Annotated in this window: 21 protein-coding genes, 1 tRNA gene and 1 pseudogene; 16 read left to right on the top strand and 7 right to left on the bottom strand. The window is 47.8% G+C overall.

Annotated features, from left to right (window positions below):
* Window positions 1–2 precede the first annotated feature (2 nt).
* From SGI97_04050 to SGI97_04040, 3 genes are read left to right on the top strand one after another with little or no spacing between them, the layout of a single operon-like run.
* A complete protein-coding gene (locus SGI97_04050; protein MDZ4723063.1) occupies window positions 3–770 on the top strand; it encodes a glycosyltransferase family 2 protein in 768 nt (255 codons plus the stop codon).
* Window positions 767–1801 (top strand): glycosyltransferase family 9 protein, encoded by a 1035-nt coding sequence (locus SGI97_04045; GenBank protein ID MDZ4723062.1) that lies wholly within the window; start codon window positions 767–769, stop codon window positions 1799–1801. The genes SGI97_04050 and SGI97_04045 overlap by 4 nt, the downstream gene beginning before the upstream one ends.
* Window positions 1798–3939, top strand: a complete 2142-nt coding sequence (locus tag SGI97_04040; GenBank protein ID MDZ4723061.1) for a bifunctional (p)ppGpp synthetase/guanosine-3',5'-bis(diphosphate) 3'-pyrophosphohydrolase — start codon at window positions 1798–1800, stop codon at window positions 3937–3939. Before SGI97_04045 ends, SGI97_04040 begins: the two co-directional genes overlap by 4 nt.
* 101 nt (window positions 3940–4040) lie before the next feature.
* On the opposite strand, the gene SGI97_04035 is transcribed toward SGI97_04040, so the two are convergent.
* From SGI97_04035 to SGI97_04025, 3 genes are all read right to left on the bottom strand, one after another.
* On the bottom strand, window positions 4041–5093 hold the full coding sequence (locus tag SGI97_04035) for a hypothetical protein (protein ID MDZ4723060.1): 1053 nt from the start codon (window positions 5091–5093) through the stop codon (window positions 4041–4043).
* 89 nt (window positions 5094–5182) lie between these two features.
* The gene (locus SGI97_04030) at window positions 5183–6043 is read right to left on the bottom strand and encodes a hypothetical protein (protein ID MDZ4723059.1); all 861 of its coding nucleotides are present in this window, start codon (window positions 6041–6043) and stop codon (window positions 5183–5185) included.
* Window positions 6044–6300: 257 nt separating this feature from the next.
* Window positions 6301–6651, bottom strand: coding sequence for a DUF6249 domain-containing protein (locus SGI97_04025; protein MDZ4723058.1), 351 nt, complete (start codon window positions 6649–6651; stop codon window positions 6301–6303).
* Between the two features lie 127 nt (window positions 6652–6778).
* Here SGI97_04025 and SGI97_04020 point away from each other — a divergent pair, with 127 nt between their 5' ends.
* Window positions 6779–7351, top strand: coding sequence for a sigma-70 family RNA polymerase sigma factor (locus tag SGI97_04020; protein ID MDZ4723057.1), 573 nt, complete (start codon window positions 6779–6781; stop codon window positions 7349–7351).
* Entirely contained in the window at window positions 7342–7857 is a 516-nt protein-coding gene (locus tag SGI97_04015) for a hypothetical protein (protein ID MDZ4723056.1), read from the top strand. Before SGI97_04020 ends, SGI97_04015 begins: the two co-directional genes overlap by 10 nt.
* Window positions 7858–7959: 102 nt before the next feature.
* Here SGI97_04015 and SGI97_04010 read toward each other — a convergent pair whose 3' ends face one another.
* A complete protein-coding gene (locus SGI97_04010) occupies window positions 7960–9393 on the bottom strand; it encodes a PQQ-dependent sugar dehydrogenase (protein MDZ4723055.1) in 1434 nt (477 codons plus the stop codon).
* Between the two features lie 762 nt (window positions 9394–10155).
* A complete protein-coding gene (locus tag SGI97_04005; GenBank protein MDZ4723054.1) occupies window positions 10156–11010 on the bottom strand; it encodes an exonuclease domain-containing protein in 855 nt (284 codons plus the stop codon).
* A 309-nt stretch (window positions 11011–11319) separates the two neighbouring features.
* Here SGI97_04005 and hutH point away from each other — a divergent pair, with 309 nt between their 5' ends.
* The 6 genes from hutH to SGI97_03975 all read left to right on the top strand — a co-directional run bounded on the left by hutH (window position 11320) and on the right by SGI97_03975 (window position 16710).
* Complete coding sequence (hutH, locus tag SGI97_04000; protein MDZ4723053.1) at window positions 11320–12846, top strand: histidine ammonia-lyase; 1527 nt, start codon at window positions 11320–11322, stop codon at window positions 12844–12846.
* 26 nt (window positions 12847–12872) lie between these two features.
* Window positions 12873–14051 (top strand): hypothetical protein, encoded by a 1179-nt coding sequence (locus tag SGI97_03995; GenBank protein ID MDZ4723052.1) that lies wholly within the window; start codon window positions 12873–12875, stop codon window positions 14049–14051.
* 27 nt (window positions 14052–14078) lie between these two features.
* Window positions 14079–14408 carry an HIT domain-containing protein gene (locus tag SGI97_03990; protein ID MDZ4723051.1) on the top strand — a complete coding sequence of 110 codons (330 nt, stop codon included), beginning with the start codon at window positions 14079–14081 and terminating at the stop codon, window positions 14406–14408.
* A gap of 774 nt (window positions 14409–15182) precedes the next feature.
* Window positions 15183–15629, top strand: a complete 447-nt coding sequence (locus SGI97_03985; GenBank protein ID MDZ4723050.1) for a hypothetical protein — start codon at window positions 15183–15185, stop codon at window positions 15627–15629.
* Between the two features lie 117 nt (window positions 15630–15746).
* Entirely contained in the window at window positions 15747–16133 is a 387-nt protein-coding gene (locus SGI97_03980; protein ID MDZ4723049.1) for a hypothetical protein, read from the top strand.
* 355 nt (window positions 16134–16488) lie between these two features.
* Window positions 16489–16710 carry a hypothetical protein gene (locus tag SGI97_03975; protein MDZ4723048.1) on the top strand — a complete coding sequence of 74 codons (222 nt, stop codon included), beginning with the start codon at window positions 16489–16491 and terminating at the stop codon, window positions 16708–16710.
* A 299-nt stretch (window positions 16711–17009) separates the two neighbouring features.
* On the opposite strand, the gene SGI97_03970 is transcribed toward SGI97_03975, so the two are convergent.
* Complete coding sequence (locus tag SGI97_03970) at window positions 17010–18212, bottom strand: Ig-like domain-containing protein (protein MDZ4723047.1); 1203 nt, start codon at window positions 18210–18212, stop codon at window positions 17010–17012.
* Window positions 18213–18419: 207 nt separating this feature from the next.
* On the opposite strand from SGI97_03970, the pseudogene rlmB reads away from it, so the two are divergent.
* From rlmB to SGI97_03945, 5 genes and pseudogenes are all read left to right on the top strand, one after another.
* A pseudogene (gene rlmB / locus SGI97_03965) lies at window positions 18420–18974 on the top strand (23S rRNA (guanosine(2251)-2'-O)-methyltransferase RlmB).
* A gap of 139 nt (window positions 18975–19113) precedes the next feature.
* Window positions 19114–19707: a YceI family protein gene (locus SGI97_03960; protein ID MDZ4723046.1), complete on the top strand. Its 594-nt coding sequence runs from the start codon at window positions 19114–19116 to the stop codon at window positions 19705–19707.
* Between the two features lie 209 nt (window positions 19708–19916).
* Window positions 19917–22007, top strand: coding sequence for an elongation factor G (fusA, locus tag SGI97_03955; GenBank protein MDZ4723045.1), 2091 nt, complete (start codon window positions 19917–19919; stop codon window positions 22005–22007).
* 248 nt (window positions 22008–22255) lie between these two features.
* Window positions 22256–22327, top strand: a tRNA-Arg gene (locus tag SGI97_03950).
* A gap of 121 nt (window positions 22328–22448) precedes the next feature.
* On the top strand, window positions 22449–23009 hold the full coding sequence (locus SGI97_03945; protein ID MDZ4723044.1) for a hypothetical protein: 561 nt from the start codon (window positions 22449–22451) through the stop codon (window positions 23007–23009).
* A 4-nt stretch (window positions 23010–23013) separates the two neighbouring features.
* Here SGI97_03945 and SGI97_03940 read toward each other — a convergent pair whose 3' ends face one another.
* Window positions 23014–24192, bottom strand: coding sequence for a protein DA1 (locus tag SGI97_03940; protein ID MDZ4723043.1), 1179 nt, complete (start codon window positions 24190–24192; stop codon window positions 23014–23016).
* Window positions 24193–24292 lie beyond the last annotated feature (100 nt).

Below are 24292 nucleotides of genomic sequence, written 5' to 3'. Positions count from 1 at the left end.
CCATGCTGTCCGTAGTCATAATAACCAAGAATGAAGAGAAGAATCTTGAGCGTGCACTGCGCTCAGTTTCGTGGGCCGATGAAATAGTTGTTGTCGATAGCAAATCCGAGGACAACACACTCTCAATAGCACGGCGATTCAACGCGAAAATAGTTTCAATTGAATGGTCAGGGTTTGGGCATGCCAAAGGGGAAGGGGTGAGAGAGGCAAAGGGAAATTGGATACTCTCCCTTGATGCGGATGAAGAAGTCACCGTCGAACTGATGAAGGAAATTCAACAAACCTTGCAAAGCCCAGAGCACCGAGGATATATGATCCCGCGGAGAACATCGTTTCTTGGCCGATGGATATACCATTGCGGTTGGTATCCAGATCCGGTTCTCAGACTTTTCGAAAAACAATATGGCACATTTACTGATTCCGCGGTGCATGAAAAAGTCGAAGTCAGCGGCAAAGTCGGACGGCTCAAATCAGACCTATTACATTACAGCTATCCCACACTTGAGTCGTATTTCATAAAGTTTAACCGCTACACAACGCTTGGCGCGCAGGAGGCCTTTCGTCAAGGCGGCCGAGGGACGGTGTATGATATCGTGATGCGGCCTATCGCTTGTTTTGTCAAGCACTATCTGATTAGGCGGGGATTTCTTGATGGCACTGAAGGCTTTATTATCTCGGTATTCTCGTCGTGTTATGTTCTTGCCAAGTATGCGAAAGTGCGCGACCTGCGAAGGCAGGTGAACCAGTCTGCAGTTGGGACGGTTGAATGAGTACGATGATAGAAGTGAACAAGGATGACAAACTACTGGTGAGCCGCACCGACCGACTTGGCGATCTGGTGCTGGCCTTGCCGTTTATTGAAACACTGTCCTTGCGCTATCCGGGAAACCAAGTCGATGTAATCGCCTCTTTGTATGCTTCGCCCATTCTTGAAAACAACCCGCGCATACATAAAATACTTCGTGTCCAAAACGACCAACTTAAATCGAACAGTCACTATCGGCGTGAGCTGCTGTCGAAAATCATTCAAGGTGGATACCGCGCGGTAATCGTACTCTACCCTGAGAGACAGATGACAAAGCTTTTTACCGAAGCGGGAATACCGATACGCATTGGCACGGCGGGTCGCATGTATTCTCTTTCCTACACGCACCGACTACTTCACAGCAGAAAAGGAAATCGCAAACATGAGTACGAGTACAACTTGGATTTTCTTCGTTATTTCAAAGACGGCGCTGTCTTCGCATCTGCGGCTGTCTATCCCACCGAGCGCGAGATAGCAAATGCCCGCCGCCTTTTACTTTCGGTAGGAGTCACTCCTCCATTCATAATCATTCACCCGGGATCGGGTGGCTCAGCGGAGCGCTGGCCGCTTGAGAACTATATTCAACTGTACAATTTGCTCAAAATCAACGGACATTCGGTGGTAATGACCGGCTCAAGCCAAGAGAGGGAGAAGCTTGTGTCCGCGTCGGCCCATATGCCTGTTGCCATCAAGCAGATTGCGGGGGAGACTGATGTTCGTACCCTTGCTGCGGTGCTCTCTCTGGCAGAGATTGTTGTTTCAAATTCGACCGGACCGCTGCACCTTGCGGCAGCTGTGGGTACAAAGGTAGTTGGACTGTATCCAAATAAATCGGTGATGTCCCCGCTTCGTTGGGGACCCGTTGGGGAGGGACATGTTGTTATTCAGCCGGGAGAAACTGGATCAGGCAACAGGCCCGGGATCAATATGGAATCAGTCTCAACACTACACGTCTTGAACCGAATTGAGTCGCAATATAAGAGTATAGTTCGATGAATCTCGCAGAGTTCATAATTAAAATTGAATCGTTCAATGCCAATGTCGATATCGGACTTCTGCGACGCGCCTATGAGTTTTCCGATAAAGCTCATGACTGTCAAAAGCGCTCATCAGGCGAGCCGTTCATCGAGCACTGTCTTGAGGTGGCGTTTTTTCTCGCAGAGCTCCATATGGATTCTACAACCATTGCGGCCGGGCTGGTCCATGATGTTGTCGAAGACACCAAATATACAATGGAGGATGTCCGGCGTGAGTTCGGGGACGAAGTGGCTGAGCTGGTCGATGGCGTTACCAAAATCGGCACAGTTAACTTCAATTCATACGAAGAACAGCAAGTCGATTATTTTCGAAAAATGCTGCTGAGCATGGCCAAGGACATCAGGGTTATCCTGATAAAACTTGCTGATAGAGTTCACAATATGCGAACACTTGAGCATCTGCCGCCGGAAAAACGAATTCGCATTGCAAAGGAAACTCGCGAAGTCTATTGCCCGCTTGCGCACCGGCTCGGTGTGAACAAGGCAAAGATTGAGCTTGAAGACCTTTGTCTAAAATTCCTTGAGCCAGGTGTCTATGTCGACCTCGCCCAACGCATCAAAGATAAGCGCGAGGAGCGCGAGGCCTATATACAAGAGGTTGTCGCCCCAATCAGGGAAGCTCTGGCCCAGGATAGCATACTCGCCACGGTCTCAGGCCGGGCGAAACATTTGGAGTCAATTCATCGGAAAATAAAAGTTCGCAAAGTCCCTTTTGAGGAGATATTTGATCTTTTTGCTATACGCGTTATTGTGAACACCGAGCGGGAATGTTACCACACAGTCGGGATTATTCACGCCATGTGGAAGCCGGTCTCAGGGCGATTTCATGATTATATCGCCAACCCAAAATCAAACGGCTATCGCTCGCTTCACACGACCGTGGTTGGCCCTCACAACAAAATGGTCGAGATACAAATCAGAACCCATCAGATGCACCACGAATCAGAAAACGGCATCGCAGCCCACTGGCTTTATAAAGAGGGACGCCAGCAGATGAGCAAGGATGACCGTCAGATGGTCTGGCTCCGTGATGTGCTTGAATGGCAGAAAGATATGACGAATCCATCTGAATTTCTTGAGTATCTTAAAATGGATTTGTATTCTGAAGACATATTTGTTTATACGCCCAATGGAAAACTCATACATCTTCCCACGGGCGCAAAGCCGCTGGATTTTGCCTTCCAGGTCCATACCGCCGTCGGATTGCATTGCGCAGGGGCAAAGATTAATGGCCGCCTGCAGCCGCTTTCCACCACTCTCAAATCAGGCGATCAAGTTGAAATTATCACCAATCCGAACAGAACTCCCTCGCATGATTGGTTGAAACTTGTTAAAACATCGCAGGCCAGAACCAGAATCCGCCGTTGGCTGAATCAGGCCGGATTCGAGCAATCTTTGGCGTTGGGTAAACAGATAATTGAACGCAAGCTCAAAGAGCTTCGTGTCCAATGGCCAAATGATGAAAAGCTTCAGGAAGCCGCAGAGAACCTCGACAAAAAATCAATAGATGACCTGCTTGCCTCGATAGGCAATGGTTCTCTGTCTCAACAACGCCTTATCTCGCAAATTTATACCGAAGAAGAGACGCCTGAAGCCCCCGGCTTTGTTACGAAGGTTCTTGAGAAGATCAGAAAATCAAAAGGCGTCCGGGTGCAGGGGCTTGAAAATATGATGTTCCGTTTCGCCGGATGTTGCCAGCCGGTTCCGGGCGAAGACATTGTCGGTTTTATCACCCGTGGGAGGGGAGTTACCGTTCACCAAGCCGGATGTCGGTCGGCTATTGAAATCTCCAATCTGTCTCCTGAGAGAAAGATTGTGGTCTCATGGGATGCCGCCCGCGATACCTCATTTGTTGTCCAGCTTGAAATGATAGTCGAAGACCGCAAGCATATGCTCCGAGATATCACTGAAGCCATCGCCGATTCAAATACAAATGTCCGCGGGGCGGAAATGGTTTCGCGCGATACTACTGCCGAAGGATATTTTGTGGTTGAGGTCAGCAACCTGTCGCACTTGAATCGAATTCTTGATAAAGTCAGAAAAGTAAAAGGCGTGATTTCTGTCCGTAGAGCAAAGAAACAGGAACAGAAAGACTAAAATTGCTCAGTACGATCACAAGGCTTCGCCAAGAAATAAAGTGCGTTGCCATTTCGGACAACGCACTTTTACTCAGATATAAATTTGGGAAATCAGGATAGCTATTTTGACGACGTGGTCGCTGGTGTCGCCGCCGTTCCTTTTGACCAGGATGGGTTCGAGTCGATACCAGGTCCAGTGATTCTCTTTGAACCATTGCCAGTGATGTCGCAAATCCAGATTGAGCCATCCGATGTGGCAAAGGTGAGCCATTTTGAGTTGGACGAAAACGATGGCGGACTTGTGTACAACGTAGTGCCCACTGGAGGGGCAAAAACAAGATACTTCTCTTTGAGGTCGGGGGATGCGATATACAGTCCGCCGTCGGTCATGCTATTATTTACAAAAGCAAGCCACTTTCCATCAGGCGACCAGGCCGGACCGACATTCCCTGTCAATTTGCTTGAGGCTGTGCGAACAGAATCAAGACGAGCCATGAATTTATCTTTCGGCAGCACGGCAATTCCTCGCGGAGCCATGCCCGATGTTCCTTCGGAATAAAAATGGACAAACGCGATATCGCCGCGGTTATTCATGGTAGGGGAAATAAAATATTCGCCCATATTCTGCCAATCTTTGCGAAGGACTTCAATTGAACCACCCTCGGCGTCCATCGTTGCAACTTGGTAATTTGGTATTTCGGAATTGACCGTATTTGCGTTCATGTCTTTGTAGAAGATCATGCGGCCATCGGGCTGCCATTCGGCGTCGCGGCTTCCAAGATCATCGGTGATTCGATACCAGAAAAATTTGTTGCCAATTTTAGCCGAGTCGAGAATTGCATGGAAGATGTCATACACTTTGTGCTGACCGCCGAGCATATCAGGGCCGCGAAGATTGACAGTACCGGAACGGGTGAAGGCGATTCTCTTACCGTCAGGTGACCAACTCAGGCGCCCGTCGGCATTGCCGACCTCAGAAACAGACATCTGATTGGCTCCGGTGGCATCCATAACCCAGACGTTTTTTTCGCGAATAAACGCGATGCGTCCGGATGGCGTGCCGATTGTCCCGGCTTTGGATACGGAAAGTTTTTCAGCGGCAAAGGCGGTCGATAACACCGCCGTTGCGCCAATAATTATACTAAGGGATAGGGCTGTTGCGAACCGTCTCACGTGGTTTACTCCGTTGTTATTGTTTACAGGTCGGCTCAAGATAGGTTCTCCCGCAAATCTGTCAACCAATTTCGACGGTTCGTTAGTTTTCACCAGCTAAAGAATTTCTTCAGCTCGATTTTACCACGGCCGCCGGAAAGATTCAGATCGACTCTACCATCCTCCTGGCCGTTAAGTGAGGCAATGATTTCTTCATTTTGAAGGTTATACCATGCAACGTTGTCGAAGTTCAAATGAAGGTAATTTAAATCTGCGGCAACTATCAAACCGCCAAAGTTGATCGGATAGTCAAGACCGAGGTTAAGTCCAAATCCAACAGTATTATCTTTGAAAGTGGTATTAGTGGCTGCAGAATTCGAAGTGGCTAAATTGAGGTTCTGATACTGCTGCCAGAGTTCCCAGTTGACCTGATACAGTCCGACTGTTCCGCCGATGCGGACAGCCATTTTTGACAAAGATTCGCCGAGTTTTGGCGGATTTAAGATAAAATACTGAAGTCCACTGCTGAAGCCGGTCACGCTGATTTCGGATTTCGGATTTGTTACTGTGGATGGCCCGCTGCCGCCTGGGACATTGTATGAATAGCTGCCCTCAAGCGTTTCGCCCATCTTGAGCCATAGTTCGCCGCCAATTGTCCAGGCAAACTTCTCCTTGAAGACAACAGCGGCCTCAAGACCGATAGAGGATGCCATATTCAGGTAGCCGAAACGGCCATTTGAAAAGGTGGCGCGCTGATTATCGACAAATTTGTTGTAATCATTGTCGCGAAAGATACGATTCAACCCAAAGTTCGCCGAGAACCAGCTCAACTTCGAGTTATGCTGGGAAACGGATTTCTTAAGGTACGAATTGACTATTTCCTGTTCCCTTGGATTTGACTCACGGGTTTGTGAGAGCACCGAACTGGCGGTCAAAAGGCCGACTGTGACAAGTATAAGCGTTAAACGCATAACGTCCTCTTTCAAGTAATATTCTGTTTGCCAATAGTATCGGCTTTGGATGTCCATACCTTGAGGAAGAAACAGCGCATTTTTGGCTGATGCAAAAAACGCCCGCAATCGTTGTATGACAATGGCACTTAGCAGGATAGCGCTCAATGAAGTCTGACCTGGCTTCATTGGCTGTTGCTGTAAAATAGTAAAGTCACCTCATGGCTGACATGAAGCGACTTTAGTCGAAGACTAATTGTTAATTTATTAATATTGGTCTATTCGGGACGGCGACTCTCCATGTCCTTAAACCGCTTTTGCGCAATCGGGTAGTAGATAAGAAAGGCCACCCCGGCAAAAAGGAACATAAGCCCGAACATTCCCTCTTCAGCCCACCAGTAATCGAGCATTTGGCTGAGTATAGCGGCAAGTCCGACAGCGACCAAAACCATACCCCATTTAAGGCTCGCAAGAGCATTCATTTCTGACTGACCCCTTAAGAACAGCTTGGCTTTATCGTCGACAAGCCCTTTTTCGATCAACTGTTTTCTTGTGCGTCCATCACTTATTATTTTCACGATCGCGACTATGGAAAAGAATACCACAGCCATTTGCAGAGCTTCTTGCATCGTAGACTCCTTTCAGTCTGTCATTCAATCTATCTGGCCTATTAGACAGGTTTGAGTTTTGAATGTTGCAGGGGGAAGAAAAATGCAACTTTTTTCATAAATCAAAGTCTACCAATATGGAGACGATATGCAAGAAACAAATGTACTCATTAAGCAGACATTAGCCGGTGACCCGAAAGCTTTCGAGGCCATAGTCAACGGCCATAAGCGGCTTGTGGGGCAGATTGTCGCCAGACTGGTGAAAAACGAGGAAGACCGGATTGATTTGAGCCAGGACACGTTTATCAAAGTGTACCAGAATCTGGTTTCGTTTCAGGGGCATTGCAAACTCTCCACATGGATTGCAAAAATTGCCTACAACACATCGCTCAATTACCTCGAAAAGAAGCGAACCCCGCTCTATAGCGACCATGCGGCTGAAGGGAAAACTGTCGATGACTGCCAAGGGACATTGAGCTGCCCCGAACAATATACGGGAAGCCGTCAACTATCAGTCCGACTCTGCGAGGAGATAGACCAACTGCCGCTATTTCATGGAACGGTTATCAGCCTCTATCACTTTCACGACATGACCTACAAGGATATCGGGGATATCCTTCAGCTCCCCGAAGGCACGGTGAAAAGCTATCTCTTTCGAGGTCGAAAAATGCTGAAAGACCGGCTTGTCATTAGGTTCAATAGGGAAGAGCTATGCGCATAAGCCATCTCACTGACTCCGAAGTACAGCAGTATCTCGATGGTACGCTTAGAAGAAAGGATGAGGCAAAGCTGCATTTAACTATCTGCGGCGAATGCTCGAATTCGTATAAAGCCTATCAGAGTCTGTATTCGTCAATACATACTTTGAATTGTGACTACCTTGAGGAATCTTTCGCTCCTAATCTTCTGCGCAGGATAACCATCGCGCCTCTGGCCGGCAGGACACCTGAATTGGTAAAGCTATTCTGCCTTATCGCTTCCACAGCAATAGCGCTTGCGATCATAGTGACTCCATTTGAATTATCATCATTGACAAGCTTGCTGACTCAGTTCGATTTCGGAAGATTCATGCCTGACTTCTCCGTACTAAACTCCCTCCAGACGTCGTTGCTGTCGATCAAAACAAGTTTTCTGATGATCGGAGGAATGGCCGGGCTGACAATGGTTTTGTTTGGAAGTCTTGACCGGCTTTTACTCTCGCGGAAGTACGGAAGCTTTTTTGAGTAGCGGCAATTCATTTGTCCCCCAAATGGGATAGCCTAATTCGTTAACTTTTGTGATTTTACATTTGGCGCCTTGAGTGGCGCGCATGATTTAAACCGTATAGAGTTATTGCGGACAAGAAGGAAGTTGATTGAAACTGATGAAAAGATAGTCGATGAGAAGAGTCCAATCGGAGACATCAATAATTCCATCAGGCGAGGCATCGATGTTCGCTTCTCCGTCGCAGTAAACTGGTAGTTGCGAAATAAAGAGGAAATCAATGAGCGATGTCAGGTCGCTTATATCCACAATCCCGTCGAAAGAATAATCAACATTGCCTACGGTTCCTGAACAGCATGAACCGCATGACACGGGTTCTTTGTCGGCCGGAACTATTTTATAAATGTCGCCGGATGTGATTCCGACCATGTATATTTCGCCTTCGGCATCTTCGCCAAACGAGACGAGATCGAATCCATTCAGACCGAGTTCAGGCGTCCGATCCGTCGAATCTGAAATATTTGTGCCATCATATCGGAATGACCAGATTTCACCGGTGCAATAATCGCCGTAGAAATATGTGCCTTGTAAATCGGGGATAGCGCAACCGCTATAAACATAGCCGCCAGTTATAGAGCAGCGTCCGCTTCCATGAAAGTATTGCGTGATCGGATCGGTGAGCATTGAACCGGGGTCGCAACTTGCTGAGGGAATAAAACAAGAAAGGCCCTCTTTGAGCCTCCAGCCATAATTTTCGCCCCCTTGGCTTGCGGCCGATTGCCAGTCGATTTCCTCCCTGAGTGCCTGGCCGACATCGGCGATCCAGAGGTTGCCATTCAGCCGATCAAAGGACCAGCGCCAAGGGTTTCTCAGGCCGAAAGCCCAGATTTCATGTTCGGCGGTATCAGATATCACGAAAGGATTTGTTGGCGGAATTTGGTAACCGGGTCCAGGGAGACTTACGTTGAGGCGAAGCATCTTACCGAGAAGTGTGGTCGGCTTCTGACCGTTGCTTTGCGGGTCGTTTGCGCCGCCGCCGTCACCCATGCCAACATAGAGATATCCATCGTTCGGTCCGAATGCAATCATGCCGCCATTGTGGTTTATGAATGGCTGGGGAATAGTGATGATTATTTCTTCGGAGTCTCTCACTGCCGAGTCAGGGTCATCGAAAATGCGAAAACGGGATACGACGCTAGCGCCGCCGCCATCGGTATAGTTCACATAAAACGAATTGCTTGAAAAAGGGTATGTCGGGCTGAATGCAAGTCCCAGCAACCCGCGCTCGCTCGCATTGTTGAGCACTCGGTCAGTGATGTCAAGAAAAGGGGTTGGCAAAAGTACGCCGTTTTTGATGAGCTTGATTATACCATTCTTCTCAACCACGTACAGGCGGGTTTTGTCAAGGCGGGCAGACGCGACAAAAAGTGGCTCAGTAAGCCCGGATGCTACAAGCGATTTTCCAATTTGTGTTGCCGCCACAATTGAGTTGACAAAACAAAGCAGGAAACAGCCAATTATACTGCTGCTGAATAAAAATGTTTTCGACGTGTGATTCATTGACTGTGAGCTTTCTTCCCAATACACACTTTATAGAGAAATCAACAAAGGGGTAAAAGTAAGTAGCTGGAAATATAGTGTAAATCGCAAAAATCAAAAGAGTTTTCTTGAATCAGGCCATAGTTTCTTTGGACAGAATTATTAAACCTTTGTGAGCAGACAGACGACTCGGTAATATGATTCACAGATTTCGTTGAAGTCTATCCGGCAGAGGCGACTGACTGAACAGAGAAGACGATATGTGTTACCGCGTCATCCGCCAATGGGGTTACGTCATAGGAGAGTCGGTGCACGAGGCTTTCAAGTCCGCAGTCGGTGGGTAGTTAGATGTGGTGCTGGCCAGAGTCGGCCTGCACGTCTATTTATCCTGGATTCAAGCGTATGCTGGAATGACAAGATATAGGGCTGACCACACTTCCTCGTTCTTCGTGCGGGGTGTCTCTGCCCCGCACCGAGGATTAAGACGTCAATCAGCCGCGTCGGAGTGATCTACAAGGTAAAGACGAACTGAGATTGCTATCAGCCGCGGCGGAGGTCTCGGAAGTCGCTCCTCGCAATTGTAGATGTTAGGGGGTGTCTGCTTCGATATAGGGTACTCCACTCCCGACATTCGTCCGGACGGTGGGTTGTTTTTTATGCAGGTGCGGGCCCAAGATAGCCCACACGTCTATTTACTCTGGATTCCAGTTGTCCTGGATTCCAGCTTGCGCTGGAATGACATTGTGAAAGGGTCGTTTAGCTAATCAGAATGACTCGTTGGTCTCAGGCTTTTGTGAGCAAACGAAACGATGTGATTCTGTCAAATCTGAAGGTTCGCTCGGCTTGTGTCGAAAGACAAAAGGCATTGAGATACAGATGTACGCCCTTCTCAAAAGCCCGAAGCGGGATAATGGTTCTTGCGTAAGCCGCTTTCCCTGATGCCTGCGATTGGTAGATAATCTCAATCTCCAGCTTTTCTTTGATAGCAAGAGAAATGTCAGAATACTTATCGGGGAGCTCGACTGCCGATGATTTCCATGCTGACATTCGGTAGGACATAAAATGGACAGCAAAGTCGTCTTCTTTTTCTATTTTCGGAAATTTGGATTGGAAAGTCGCAAGCAATGATCCTACGAGCAGGGCATCGCCAAGCGCACGATGGTCCTGAGTGGCGGCTATTTGAAAATGCTGAGCAAGCGATAACAGGGAATAGGAGTACAGGCCAGGGAAAATCCTTCGAGCTATATCGCATGAATCAAGAATAAGGTTCGAACCGAGAGGCAGCCCGGCGCGCTGAAGTTCGTGGCCGAGAAATGACATATCGAAAGGGGCGTTGTGCGCAACCAGAATAGTGTCTGTACCGCAGAAATCGGAGAATTGTGTTAAGACAGTTTTGGCGATTGGGGCATCGGCTACCATTTCATCGGTGATGCCATGTACGGGGATAACTTCGCGGGGGATAGTCCGCTCAGGATTGATGAGGGATTGGAAAGTCTCGACCGTGTCAATGCCCATTGAAAATTTGACTCCAGCAAGCTCCACCATTCGGTGCGATGCCGCCCAGAGACCGGTTGTTTCGCAGTCAAAGGCGACAAAGCGCACTCTTTTTAGATAGTCATTTAGTTCAGCCGGATTCATAAGTGGAAAAATAGGGACATTCCTTTGAGATTGACAATCATTATTTAGATACGGTATTATATATGCACGTGATTTTATGAAAGATATCGACACATCCCATCTCAATCCGCTGATACAAGCGTCAAGTCTCGACTCGTTTGCTCATCGGTATAATTCGCTCGACGCCTCAGGTCTTCAGGACGAATAGCAATTGCTTCGGCCACGAGGAACCGTGTTTTTACGGCTCTTTTGATAATAGTGTCTGTCGGGCGTTAGTTCGATCGGCCTCGGGCGAAGAACCAATCTTATAGATGGAATAATGAAATGGCTATGAAAGAGATTACTATAACAGGCGAAGGTTTATCCTTCGATGATGTCAACAATGTCTGCCGCAACGGCGCGAAGATTAAACTCTCCAAAACTGCACAGGCGGCCATCAAGGCAAACCGCGCGGTTATCGAAAGAAAAGTCAAAGCAGGCGAGGCAATTTACGGAGTGACGACCGGAATCGGAGAGTTTGCAAGAATCAGCATTTCGGTAGCTGAGAGCGCGGAACTGCAAAAGAGAATTGTCTACTCACATGCCGCGGCTGTCGGAGATACAATCTCCGAAGCCGACACAAGAGTCGCGATGTTGCTCCGGGTCAATACACTTTCCAAAGGCTACTCGGCAGTACGTCCGATTCTTGTAGATACCCTTGTGCAGATGCTTAACAAGGGAGTGCACCCGATCATGTATGAAAAAGGGTCGCTTGGAACATCAGGAGACCTTGCTCCACTCTCTCAAATGGCCGAGGTTGTCATGGGTGAAGGATTCGCGCATTATAAAGACAAAAAGATGACTGGCGCGAAGGCAATGAAAGCGGCCGGAATTGCGCCGGTGGTTTTGTCTTTCAAAGAGGGACTTGGGCTAATCAACGGTACTCAGGCCTTTACCGGGGTCGGCGCATTGGCGCTCTTTGATATATTCAGGCTCGCCAAAAATATGCTCATTGCATCGGGTATGACAATCGATGCCGTCGGGGCGACCACAAAAGGATATGATCCGCGTCCGCACAAAATTCGCAACCATCGGGGCCAGCAGGTTGTGGCAGAGAATATCCGACGGCTCATCGCGGGTTCGGCGACGATTCCAGCCAACAAAACAAAAGTGCAGGACGCCTATTCGCTTCGCTGTTGTCCGCAGATATTGGGGCCATCGCTCGACGCCATCAGCTATGGAAAAGAGGCGCATTTAAATGAAATGAACGGAGTCTCGGACAATCCGCTTTTCTTCACCGAAGATGATGATTATATCGCCGCCGGAAATTTTCATGGTCAGCCTACCGCGATGGCGCAGGATTTTCTCTCGATTGCAGTCGCCGAGTTTGCCGACCTATCCGAGCGGCATACAAACCGTCTGCTCAATCCCGTGCTATCCGGGTTGCCGGATTTTCTGGTCGAAGGCAAGGGTCTCAATTCGGGTCTCATGGTCTCGCAGTACACTGCGGCCTGCCTTGTTTCGGAAAATAAGATTCTTGCCCATCCCGCAGTGGTGGATAATATCTCGGTATCGGCCGACCAGGAAGATCATGTCTGCATGGGATATTATGCGGCAAAGAAACTCACTGAGATTGTTCGCAATACAGAGATTGTGGTTGGCATTCAGATGATGTGCAACGCGCAGGCGCTTGATTTCCGACGTCCGCTAAAAGCCGGGAAGGGGACCGAAGCCGCATACAAAGTCATTCGCGCGAAACTGACGCGGCTCATCAATGACCGTCCGCTCTATCCCGATATTGAGTTGGTCACACAGATGGTCCGCGATGGTTCGATAGTTGAGGCTGTTGAAAAGGCAGTCGGGGAGTTGAGGTTGTGACGGTGGGGAAGAAGAAGGGATAATTCTTGGGAACCCTATTTAATGAGCCAACCAGAGTAATCGATGAGCCATGGTATGGGATAGCCCATTATGACTTTCTAAATGGCTGTTCAAGGGAAGGCTACCCGGAAATGCGTTCTGCATGGGAAACCGCATTTAAAAGCTTTCCGGAATATTCTAAAAATGATGTACGAGCACGCTTCAAGAGCAAATCGTTTGAACAGCATCAATCTGCCGCTTTTGAGCTTTATCTTCATTCTTTGCTTCTAACTTGCGGATTAATCCCTGTCACACAAACGGTCGCCGATCAAACACCCGGAGGGAGACCGGATTTTTTATTTCAGAATGATCAAGGCGGTAAATTGTCTTTTGAAGCACACTGTGTATTTAGCCCAAATGAAACAAATGCCTTTCGCTTGTTTGAATATTCCCTGGTGAAATCAATAAACCAGCGTTATCCTAATCTTCAGTACACGTTGTCTATAGAATTTATGAATAAGGTAAATCGGACATTATCACTTTCTGGTATAATTCTAAGATTTGGTAATGTCATAAGTATCTTCGATGAGATGTTTACTTCTCAAAAGAACTTGAGCGGTCCTTGCTGGGAGCATGCGAAAACGTGTAAGATTGATGAGTTAGTTTTGAAGGTCTATCCTCACATTGCTTCCGACGGAATGATGTCTAGCTCACTTGGTAGAGGTGTAAGAATGGGCTCTTCAGCACACTTAGATAACACTCATGAATTGGTGAGAAAGGCTCTGCAGAAAAAAGGTTCTCATTATGCTGCGGAATTGCGGACAGTTCTCTGTTGCAACATTGTGGGATCAATGGGATTTGACTTCGATAGTGTATGCGATGCTCTTTTCGGCGACACTGTGCTACATTGCGGAATAAGTTCTCAAGGCGAGATTATAAGTACCGAGCCAAGCAGAGCACATAACGGATTTTGGCAGCACAGAGGCGTAGCTCAGAACACCAGAGTCCCAGCGGTGTTGTTTTTTCATAATATAGGTTCAACTCATTATGATTCGACTGAAATCCCATCTTTGATTTTAAATCCGTTCATACCAAACATTGATGCTATTCCGGTTTTTGAGTTATGTGAAGTGTATTGGTTTAATCCTAAATCTAAAGATTGGGAGATTACACAAGCATCCTCGAAATTTGACTTTAAGTCCTTGGAAATCATGAAAATACAATAATTGAACAACGGAGGTATAACATCCACCATGCCATCTATATTTACCCGCATTATAAATAGAGAGATTTCGGCCAAAATCTTTCATGAGACAGGTGATGTCATTGTCATCGCCGATATTAATCCCAAGGAAGCCGTTCACTTGCTTATTATTCCCAAAGCGGAATATCGGAACTTTTTCGAAACCCCAGCCGATGTGATTGCCTTGCTTGATCAAGCCGTCAAAGATGTGGCGACAAAGCTTGGAATCGAGGATCACTTCCGCGTCCAGATAAACAATGGATTCGGGCAGGAGGTCGAGTATTTGCATTATCATTTCATGTCAGACAGGGGGGCCGAGCGGCTGAAGTTTAAGGGGTAGCGGATCAAAGTGGTGTCGGGCGTCTCTGCCCGACAGCCATCTAAGATGAGGTTGTGCCGATCGAAGACGGCCTGCACGATGATTTACCCTGGATTCCCGGCCGATGGCGGACTGGAATGACAGAATAGAGGTCTTACTGCACGGAAGACGAACTGAGATTGCCACGTTTCACTCCGAAGCGAAACTCACAATGACGGAGCGGGAAGTGTCTGCATATAAGCCCTGAAGTTAAGCTCTCTCAACTTTGCACTACCCTCTGCTTTGCGCGCACCAACTTCTGATTGACATTTGTTCAATCAGGATGTATTTCACGATAAATTAGCAGCATCAAAATGAGCTTTGTCACACAGGAGAAAACATATCAGCCGAACTTCGCAAAGTAGCGCTCGAAACGCTCACTGCTCAACACTCCCATGTCAACCCAATGATCGCCCTTGAAGCAGTTACCTCAGCACAGGCGTGTGAGCGTGTTGCGGAAAGTGTCGCGACAATATGGGAGCAGTTGGCGCACACTGTCTATTGGAATGATATCATGCTTGCTCGGATTGCAGGAAAGACGCCCGCTACGCCTTCCAACTTGGATTTATACTTGAGACGTGCCGGTAGAGGAGATAGTCGATTTCTGGCACGTGAACAAGACCACTCACTTTTATCTTGCGAAAGTTCTAAATTCGCCGATATTGTACCAGTATGAAAGCGTATAAGACAGGTATGACAAATCGACCAAAAGCGGAACTATTACCAGTTTGAAAATATTTAATGTTTAATAATGGTATGACAAATCGACCAAAAACTGAATCGGCTTCATTAATGACGCTTATAGCTATTGCGGTATTCTCTCTGATTTCACTGCAAGCCGTGAATGGCGGAATAGTGCTATGTCCCAAAGGCAGTTGCGAGTTTGCTCCCGAGTCGGCTGACAACTTTGAGTGCGGAGTCACCAGTTGTAGCGCCGCTATGGCGGACGATTGTTCAAAATCCGAACAGTCTTCGGGTGTTACTTCCTGTTGTTTTGTTTCGGTTGAAGTCACTTTCACGCCCTCTTTTGTCCTGACTCTCCAGACAGATTCAAATGACGATCTTGATTTTACTTATTCCGAGATATTCATCGAGCGGCCGGTTTTTGATATTCATGGCTATGATACCCACGCGCCGCCGCTCAGCAATCAGCTTCTCTATGACTTTTCATTTACTCTCCGTGGTCCGCCGACCACCGTTTAATTTTCTTTTTCCAAATTGAAGTACGGCCTTACACATGTATGTGAGTAGGGCCTTGAGAAAATAATCGATTGAATGTTCGCGTGGTCTTTTGCCTTGGCGGACATCTAAGGAGAATATATGTCATTTAAGAACATCCTATCTGGTGTTATCGTTTGCGCCGGTTTATTCGTAGCTTTGGGCGCATCGAAGTCATCCACCTCGACAACTGAGACCTTGTGCTCAACCGCTCTCGGCTGTGCTATGAATACAGCCACAACTTCGGGCGCCGCATCAGATGGCGGCTGCTGCTGCGAACCATGTCCGCCCGGCTCGTGTGTTGGGCCGTGTCAGCCATGTGATCCGAGCCAGTGTGGAGCTGGCGCTTCGCTGACTGCTTCTACGGAAGTCTCTACTCTGGCAGTAGCGACTGAGGCGGCAGTCTGCACGATGGTCTGTGAAGATAAATGCGATGGTCCTTGTGAATCATGCGAGGGCTGTTGTGTGAAATCGGAATCGACGATCTAACAATCGGAATCGGTTTCTTATACAAGTGCGGGGTCTTTTTTGTCGGCCCCGCGCTTTTTCTTTGTTAATACTTTGCTTTGTTGTTATCGACATCCGCGGAATCCCGGTGGCAAAGTATTACTACCTTCAGACTAACACAGTTGCGAAATGTTGCCGGGTCGGCGCGTTTTCTAAAGTTCTCAATCTATTCGTACATCGCACGTCAATCTTTTGGAACCTGACCTTTATCCAAAGAGTAAGATTAGAGAAAGAGTTGGGCGGGCAGTGACAGTTCAGGTAGTTCTCTCTTTTAACCAGTAAAAACAAAGCTCCCGCCTTGATTTTACTACCTGTCATTTTTCAAGGAGGATTCTTAATGGAATATCAAAATTTCACCCAGAAAGTGCGTCAGCTTGGCTATATCCAGGATGACAGAACAGCCGATGCCGCAGTCAAGACTGTTCTCGGTCTGCTGACAACCTATGTTCAGGAGCCACAGGCCCGCAATTTGACAGAGAAGCTTCCTTCGGAGCTTTCGTTTGAAAGACTTCGCGGTCACATGTCCGATCCGAATAACTTCCGATCGGTGAGTATGTAAGACTTGTCGGCCGTCAGTTCAAGCTTGATGATACACAGGCTCTGGAATTAGTCAACACCGTTTGGCAGACTGCCAAGACGGCTGTCGGCGTCGAGCGCTTCACCCAGTTGAGCAAGAATCTCTCCGGTGAATGGGCCGAAGCAGTGAAAAATGCCACAGTCCCGAGGTTGCAGACACCTCCCGACATTCGTCGTCACTAGTACGCGATCCAACAAGGTCACACGCTAATTTAATTGGCTTGGCAGTATGATAACTGCCAAGCTTTTTGATTATTCGGTAATGGTATTTAAGATAATATTCTATTGAGAGATATATTTCTTGTCGACAAAATATGTGACATGTCCGGCGCCTTGATTTGGAGCCCAGTCCCAAGTATCAGGATTGGCAATCAGATTCACATTAGCTCCGACGATATCAATGGCCGCCGGGTTGCCAAGATCGAGAAGCAGAAGCGAAAATTCAAAGGCGTTGCCGTTATTGGGCACGGACAAAGGAGCTATGTTCCGTATGAAGCCCCAAGTCCCTGAAAACTGATCCACAACATCACCATGAAATCCGACAACCGCTCTGTAATCGGCTCCGATATCATTTATCGGAATCGTTCCGCCTGCAACTGTGAAGGCTCCTGTCCCGGCGTTGCGGTCGGTATCAAAAAAGAGAGCAACATCAATTCCAGTTGCAGTGTCTTTGTATTGTCCCCAGCCCGGTTTTATTTCAACTCTGAACTGAAGTTTGTTAGTCAAGGTGCTCCTGATGTACAAAGCGCTCAGGTCGCGCGGAAGGGCGGAATCGTCATCGGATATCATCATTCGCCACTCTGCGAATAGCACAAGCGATTCGGACGTATCCTTTTTACCAGCCAAGTCTGTCGTAATGGTGGAGAGCAAGTTGGCGCTTGCAAGAGGATGATTCATTGTGTTCCATGTATATTCATACGGAGCGATGCTGTCGATACCATTCAGAACAGGGGCAGTTCCGTTCACAAAAAATTGAACACGGGAAATGCCGGCACCGGAACTTGCCGCCACCTGCACAAGTACCGAATTGCCGATGACTGAACTGTCCGGGGGATAGGCGAATTGAGATACAAGCGGCGCGTCGGGATCTTTCATTTTTGAATAGACGGTTATGGGTGTTGTCGTTTTACTATTGTCAGCGGCGTCATACACTCGTGCGATTATGACATGCGCACTGCTGAGGATAAGCGACGACGCATCCCAATGATACTGAAACGGAGCGAGGCTGTCAGTTGCCCCAGGAACATGCGACCCATCGAGATAAAATTCTACAAAACTGACACCGACATTATCAGCAGCGTCGACAATAATAGTCACGCTGTCTCCGATAATGCTGCCATCGCTTGGATTTGATAAAGAGGCTGTCGGCGGCGTAGTATCAGGACCGGGGTCAACGGGCCCATCGGGAGGCTTACTGCCATCACAGGATAGGAACAAAACAGAAACTAAAAAGAAGCATAGCGTAGTAAGTATTCTTAATATCATGAGATAACCCTGAATTGGAGGCGTTCGTACATCTGGCATAATATACAGGAAATACAGCAATATCTGACAAAAGAATTATGGATATTTGCGCTTAATTCTTCTTGCGCCTGTAATCCATTTCTTTACAATCCTTTGCAGATGACTGATATTAGCCAAGTTATGTTTAAAAAGTCCTTTGCCAAACCAGCCGGTGGTCCGAAGAAAACCGCAAGAACCAATCGTCATGTTGATCTAACGGCGCGAATAGATACGCTAATCGATGATCAGCTATTTTCGATTTTGGACAAATTGGCTGTTCCGCCGTTCCTGCTGATTTTGGATCAGGTACAGGACCCGCATAATTTAGGCGCCTGTTTACGCTCCGCCGATGCCGCTGGGGTACACGCGGTTGTGGCCCCAAGAGATCGCTCGGTTTCCATGACCGACACTGTCAGGAAAATCGCCTGTGGGGCAGCTGAACATGTCCCGTTTGTCCAAGTGACAAATCTTGCCCGGATAATCGATCAGCTCAAAAAGAGAAATATCTGGGTTGTCGGGACTACAGACCAAGCGACCAAATCAATTTACGATATTGATTTCAAAGGCCCATTGGCCATAGTTATGGGATCAGAGGGAGAGGGGATACGGCGACTGACAGCTGATAAATGTGATTTTCTGGCGAGTATTCCAATGTTGGGGTCTGTGGAAAGCCTTAATGTCTCCGTTGCGACCGGAGTTACCTTATTTGAAGCTGTTCGACAAAGGAAAGCGCTTAAGCAGTAAAAGTATGGCTTTAGCTGATTCTCAATTAAACATCGATAAATATAAAGCTTGCCGGTCAATCCAGAACCAATTAACCTGATTGCTGTTAAAACTGGCTGATATGGAAAAACACTTAACGATAATTCTGGGAGGAAGTCCAATGTTTAAACGTGTTGCCCTTGCAACCGCAGCGATTTTCGCGCTCGGTCTATCCGCACAGGCCGCAGAGTGGAAAATCGACACCAAGCACTCTTCGGTCGCCTTCAAAGTTTCGCACCTTCTCGTAGCGAAGGCCACCGGTAACTTTACCGATTTTTCAGGAACCATCAATTATGATGGAAAAGATTTCAGCGCGGCGTCAACCGAAGTGACTATCCAAGCCGCTTCTATTAACACCGACAACGAAGACCGTGATGGACATCTGAAATCACCTGACTTTTTTGCGGTGGATTCCTTCCCGACTATAACCTTCAAGTCAACCAAGATTACCCCTGTCGTGGATAACAAGTTTACCATTTTTGGTGATTTGACCATGAAAGGGACAACCAAACCCGTCACGCTCGAAGCCGAATATAATGGTTCAAGACCCACATCGGACACAACTGCCGTGGCCGGATTCTCGGCTGTTGGCAAGATAAACCGCCAGGATTTCAACGTGAAATGGAACCAACCGCTTGAGGGCGGCGGCTTCACCGTAGGGGATGAAGTCTCCCTATTTTTAGAGGTAGAGGCCCGAAGCAAGAAAAGTAAGTAAGAGTCATTCCCGATCGTTTCACCCCATTTTGCGACTTAGAACTGCCAAATGGGGTGTTTTTTTGCCCTTTTTGGAACAGACAGGAGACCTTGAACGAATCGGTTTGACAAATCTCGCACAGTATGATATAATTCAAATGACACTTGGAACTTCGATTGTATCCCGCTTCGCAATGCGGGCTAATGTAAAGACTGTTCGGAGGTAGCTCAATGAAAGATTATCCAACGGAAAAAATCAGAAATGTCTGTCTTGCCGGACAAAGAGGTTCGGGAAAGACGAGTTTGGCCGATGCGGTTGCATTTACGTGCGGAGTCAATAACCGAATCGGCCGTGTCGATGATGGCAGTTCACTCTTTGATTACACCGATGCCGAAATAAATCATCGCACATCGATATCATCAAAATTGCTTGCCTGTGAATGTAAAGGGATCAAGCTTAATTTATTTGACTGTCCCGGCCATGCCGATTTTATCGGTGAATTGCTTGCAGCGCTCAAAGTGAGCGATGCCGTCGGCATTGTAATCGATGCCACCGCAGGGGTGGAGATCGGAACGCAGTTGCAGTGGCGGGCAATCGAAAAGAGTAATGTTGCCCGTTTCTTTTTTGTGAATAAGATGGCCAAAGAACATGCCAGTTTGCAGAAAAATCTCGACTCGATAACTAATTCCTTCGGCAAACAAGCAGTGGCCGTGGAATTACCAATTGGCGAAGCCGCGACCTTCAAGGGAATCGTCGACTTGCTTCATCAGAAGGCATATACTTTTGATGACAAAGGCGGGCGAATTGAAATTCCAATTCCTGACAATATGAAAGACCAAGTGCAGAACGAGCGCGCGAAACTTATCGAAGTTGCCGCCGAAGCCGATGACAGTCTCATCGAGAAATATTTCGCCGATGGCACATTGAACGATGCCGACATTCAAAAGGGTATCCTGAGCGGACTTATTAACAAATCACTCTATCCGGTACTTTTCGGTTCGGCTGAGAAGAATGTCGGGATACAGACAATGCTTGAGTTTATAGCCGAATATCTTCCTTCGCCCAAAGATATGCCCCCGGTCAAGGTGCTCAAGACCGGCACGACAACTGAGATGAGCATACCATGCGATCCGAATGGCAAGACAGTAGCTTTTATTTTCAAGACGATGTCTGAAGGGCATCTTGGCGATATGTCATTCTACCGCGTATTCTCAGGCACAGTCAAGCAGGGAGCCGATGTTGTCAACCAGGTCAACAGCAGTTTTGAGCGGGTAGCCCATACCTATACTTTCCAAGGCAAAAATAGAATAGATACTCATGGCACTCCAGCGGGTGATATTGGCGTGCTCGTCAAACTAAAGAGCACACACACCGGAAATACATTGGCTGATAAAGATTTTGGCGTGACTATTCCCCAAATTGCTTACCCCACACCGGTAATGGACGTCGCGGTCAAGCCTAAGCATAAGGGAGACGAGGAAAAAGTTGCCGCGGGACTTCATAAGCTTCATGAGGAGGATCCGACTTTCAAGATCGTTCAGGATGGCGCACTTCATCAGCAGGTGCTTTACGCTCAAGGCTCGACGCATATTGAGATATTGATGGAAAAACTTCGAAAACGCTTCGGGGTTGAGATTGAGACGGCGAAACCGAAAATCCCATACCGCGAGACTATAAAAGGGAAAGCTGACAAACAGCACAAACACAAAAAGCAGTCCGGCGGGCGCGGACAGTACGGCGATGTTTATCTCAGACTCGAGCCAAATGCAAGAGGGGCGGGGTTTGAATTTGTAGATGCCATCACGGGCGGGGTTATCCCCGGCAAATATGTACCGGCAGTCGAGAAGGGCGTACTAGAGGCCCTGCAGAATGGCTCGCTTGCGGGAGCGCCCATCGTGGATGTCAAAGCCACTCTTTATTTTGGCTCCTATCATGATGTTGATTCTTCCGATATGGCATTCAAAATTGCCGGGATGATGGCTTTCAGGGAAGGATTTCTTGAAGCGAAGCCTGTGATTCTCGAGCCAATTTATAGTATCGAGGTGACCGTGCCGGACACCTATACCGGCGATGTCATGGGAGATCTTTCATCTCGGCGCGGCAAGATTGCCGGGATGGAGCCTGAGGGGCATAGTCAAAAGATCAAGGCCCTTGTTCCTCAAGGGGAATTGTATCAGTACTCGGTTGATTTACGGTCGATGACTCAGGGGCAGGGTGTCTATGCGACATCTTTCTCGCATTATGAAGAGGTCCCGCATGAGACGGCGCAAAAGATTATTGATGCTCATAAAGCCGAGCGCAACGGAGACACTGGGCATTAGAGGGATTGGAGCGAATCTTCTGATTCGTCGTTGCGATCCAGTTCTTTTCGTGTGGGGCGTCTCTGCCCCGCACAGCATCTTAGAGCACTGATCCGCGGCTGGTGCAGTCCGCCGCGGCGGACTGCACGAATATCAAGGCTGGATACTCCCTCTAAGACGCCCGCCCCCACAGCGAATGCCGCCTAAAAATCTATTGCCTCGCACGCTTCTCATACATACCATACGCCTTCTGAGCCGACACAAGATTTGCCCCCGTGGTGTAACGGATAACGCGTCGGCCTCCGAAGCCGGAAATTCAGGTTCGATTCCTGGCGGGGGTAGAAATATTTGGATTACCGAGGTATTGTTTGTTCATATTCGTCCTAAGGATTTCTCCCCCACAAAACCTAATTGTCCACGAAAGCCGGGCAAGGTTACTACGTTGATTGGAATAATAATACAATGAAGATTAGTAAGTCAACATTCTGGTCTTTCATAATAGCAGCAGTTAGCTTTGGCTACCCAATTGCTGACTATTCCGGGATTATGGATTGGTTGCGCGGACGACAAGGTGCGCTTGAGATTTGGGAAAGATTGAGTCTCGTTCAATCTGGAGACTCGGTAATCGTCTTTAATGACGAGCCGTGCTTTGGTAAAGGTATAGAGTTTTTAATAACGAATAGCCAGAATGCTGAGATAAGGAAATACAAGGATGAGGGAATTGTGTTTTCCGCCATAGCAAGAGTAGGGGGAGTGGCACGGCCACCTGGTACAGAAAACATGACAGACTTGCAAGATAAGATAACACGTTTCTACGCATCTCCTTCTAGCCCGCTTATTCTTGGTTTTGATTACACTCGAAAAGATAGAGATAGCGGAAAAGGATTACCTCTTGGTTCTCTCGGTGAAATAATTGAGTGGGTAAATGAGTCTCGTGAGAGTGAGAGATTTGTTGTATATACTCTGTTAGTTGGAGCACTCTCGTTGATAGTAGCATTCAAAGAATTGAGAAAGTCAACGTAACCCCCTACCACATCTTCTCTTTATTCTCTTTGAGCCAGTGAAGCCATGCCGGGATGCCGTTGGCTTCGACATATTCCTTCACCTGCCGGAAGCCCTCGCCATAATCGGGGTCTTTATCTTTCATCATATTCTCCGCGTAGAACCGTGACTCTGAACCTGGAATCTCGCGGAGTATCAGATACGCCGCGTAGTTGCAACTGCCTTCGCACAGGCTTGGGTTATTTCTGAGCGGGGCATTCATATATTGCCAGACATGCATTAGTTCATGAGCAAGCGCCGAAGTGAAAAGCGTGCGGGGGAGACCATCAAGCATGAGAATGTTCAGATTTTTTGTCTTCACCAGCCCGCCCAGCCAGCCGGCTTCGTCGTACTTTGTCAATCCAAGCAGGTCACTTCGGCCTTTGCGCGCCTCGGTCACCAAATCATCTTTGTCAACTAACTGGAGCGGCAGTTTTTCCATGTCGATAACAATGCCGTAGTTCGCGAGTGATGCTATGACGTTATACATGATCTGCTTAGCTTCAGAAGGCGTGGACACCGCAGATTTATGGCACAAACCGCAGATATGACGGCCATCGGCATATCTTTGGCCACCGTCGGATGATTCCGAGATGAAGCGGTGACAATATTCGCATTGGGGGATTTCCCCCTGATGGGATTTGTGAACCGCATTATCCCAGTTGTCTTTGAGATAGGCGCCTTCGATTACATCGCCGCAGAGGGTACAGCGGAGAGCGACATTTTGATTATAACAGTAGGCATGATAACTTTTGGCGTCAGAAACGGTGTATTCGGCTAAAATCGGTTTTCTGCATTCGGCGCATTTCGGGGCGATATTATTTTGGAAACATTCCGCGTGATAGCGCTTGCCACTGTTTTCAAAATATCGGCCGACAATTGATTCATGGCAATAACCGCACTGGGGTACAAAGAGGGCAGTGTAGCATTTGTCATCGTAAAACTTTCCGTCATTTTCGTAATAGCGTTTGCTGCCGATTGCGATTTTACAGTTGGCGCATTTGAAATGATCGGGGTGGAAATATTTCCCTTCAACTTCCAGATACCGCCCGCCATCAATAGTTCGATTACAGGACGAACAAATATGCTTATCTCCTGCGAAGGCAGCTCCAGCAAGAATAAGAACGACGCTTATGAAAAGAAATCTTTTGACGAGAATGCCCATACCCAGCGACTCTTTCCACAGAAGACCTACCGATTCTGTTCCGCAGTTATTATCGGCTAAAACACTGCCAAAATATACCTGTCCTGTTTCACGGACTGCA

The sequence above is a fragment of the Candidatus Zixiibacteriota bacterium genome (assembly GCA_034439475.1).
Taxonomy (GTDB): Bacteria; Zixibacteria; MSB-5A5; order GN15; family FEB-12; genus JAWXAN01.
Note: the sequence above shows the minus strand (reverse complement) of the source record. Positions and strands in the feature narration are given on the sequence as shown.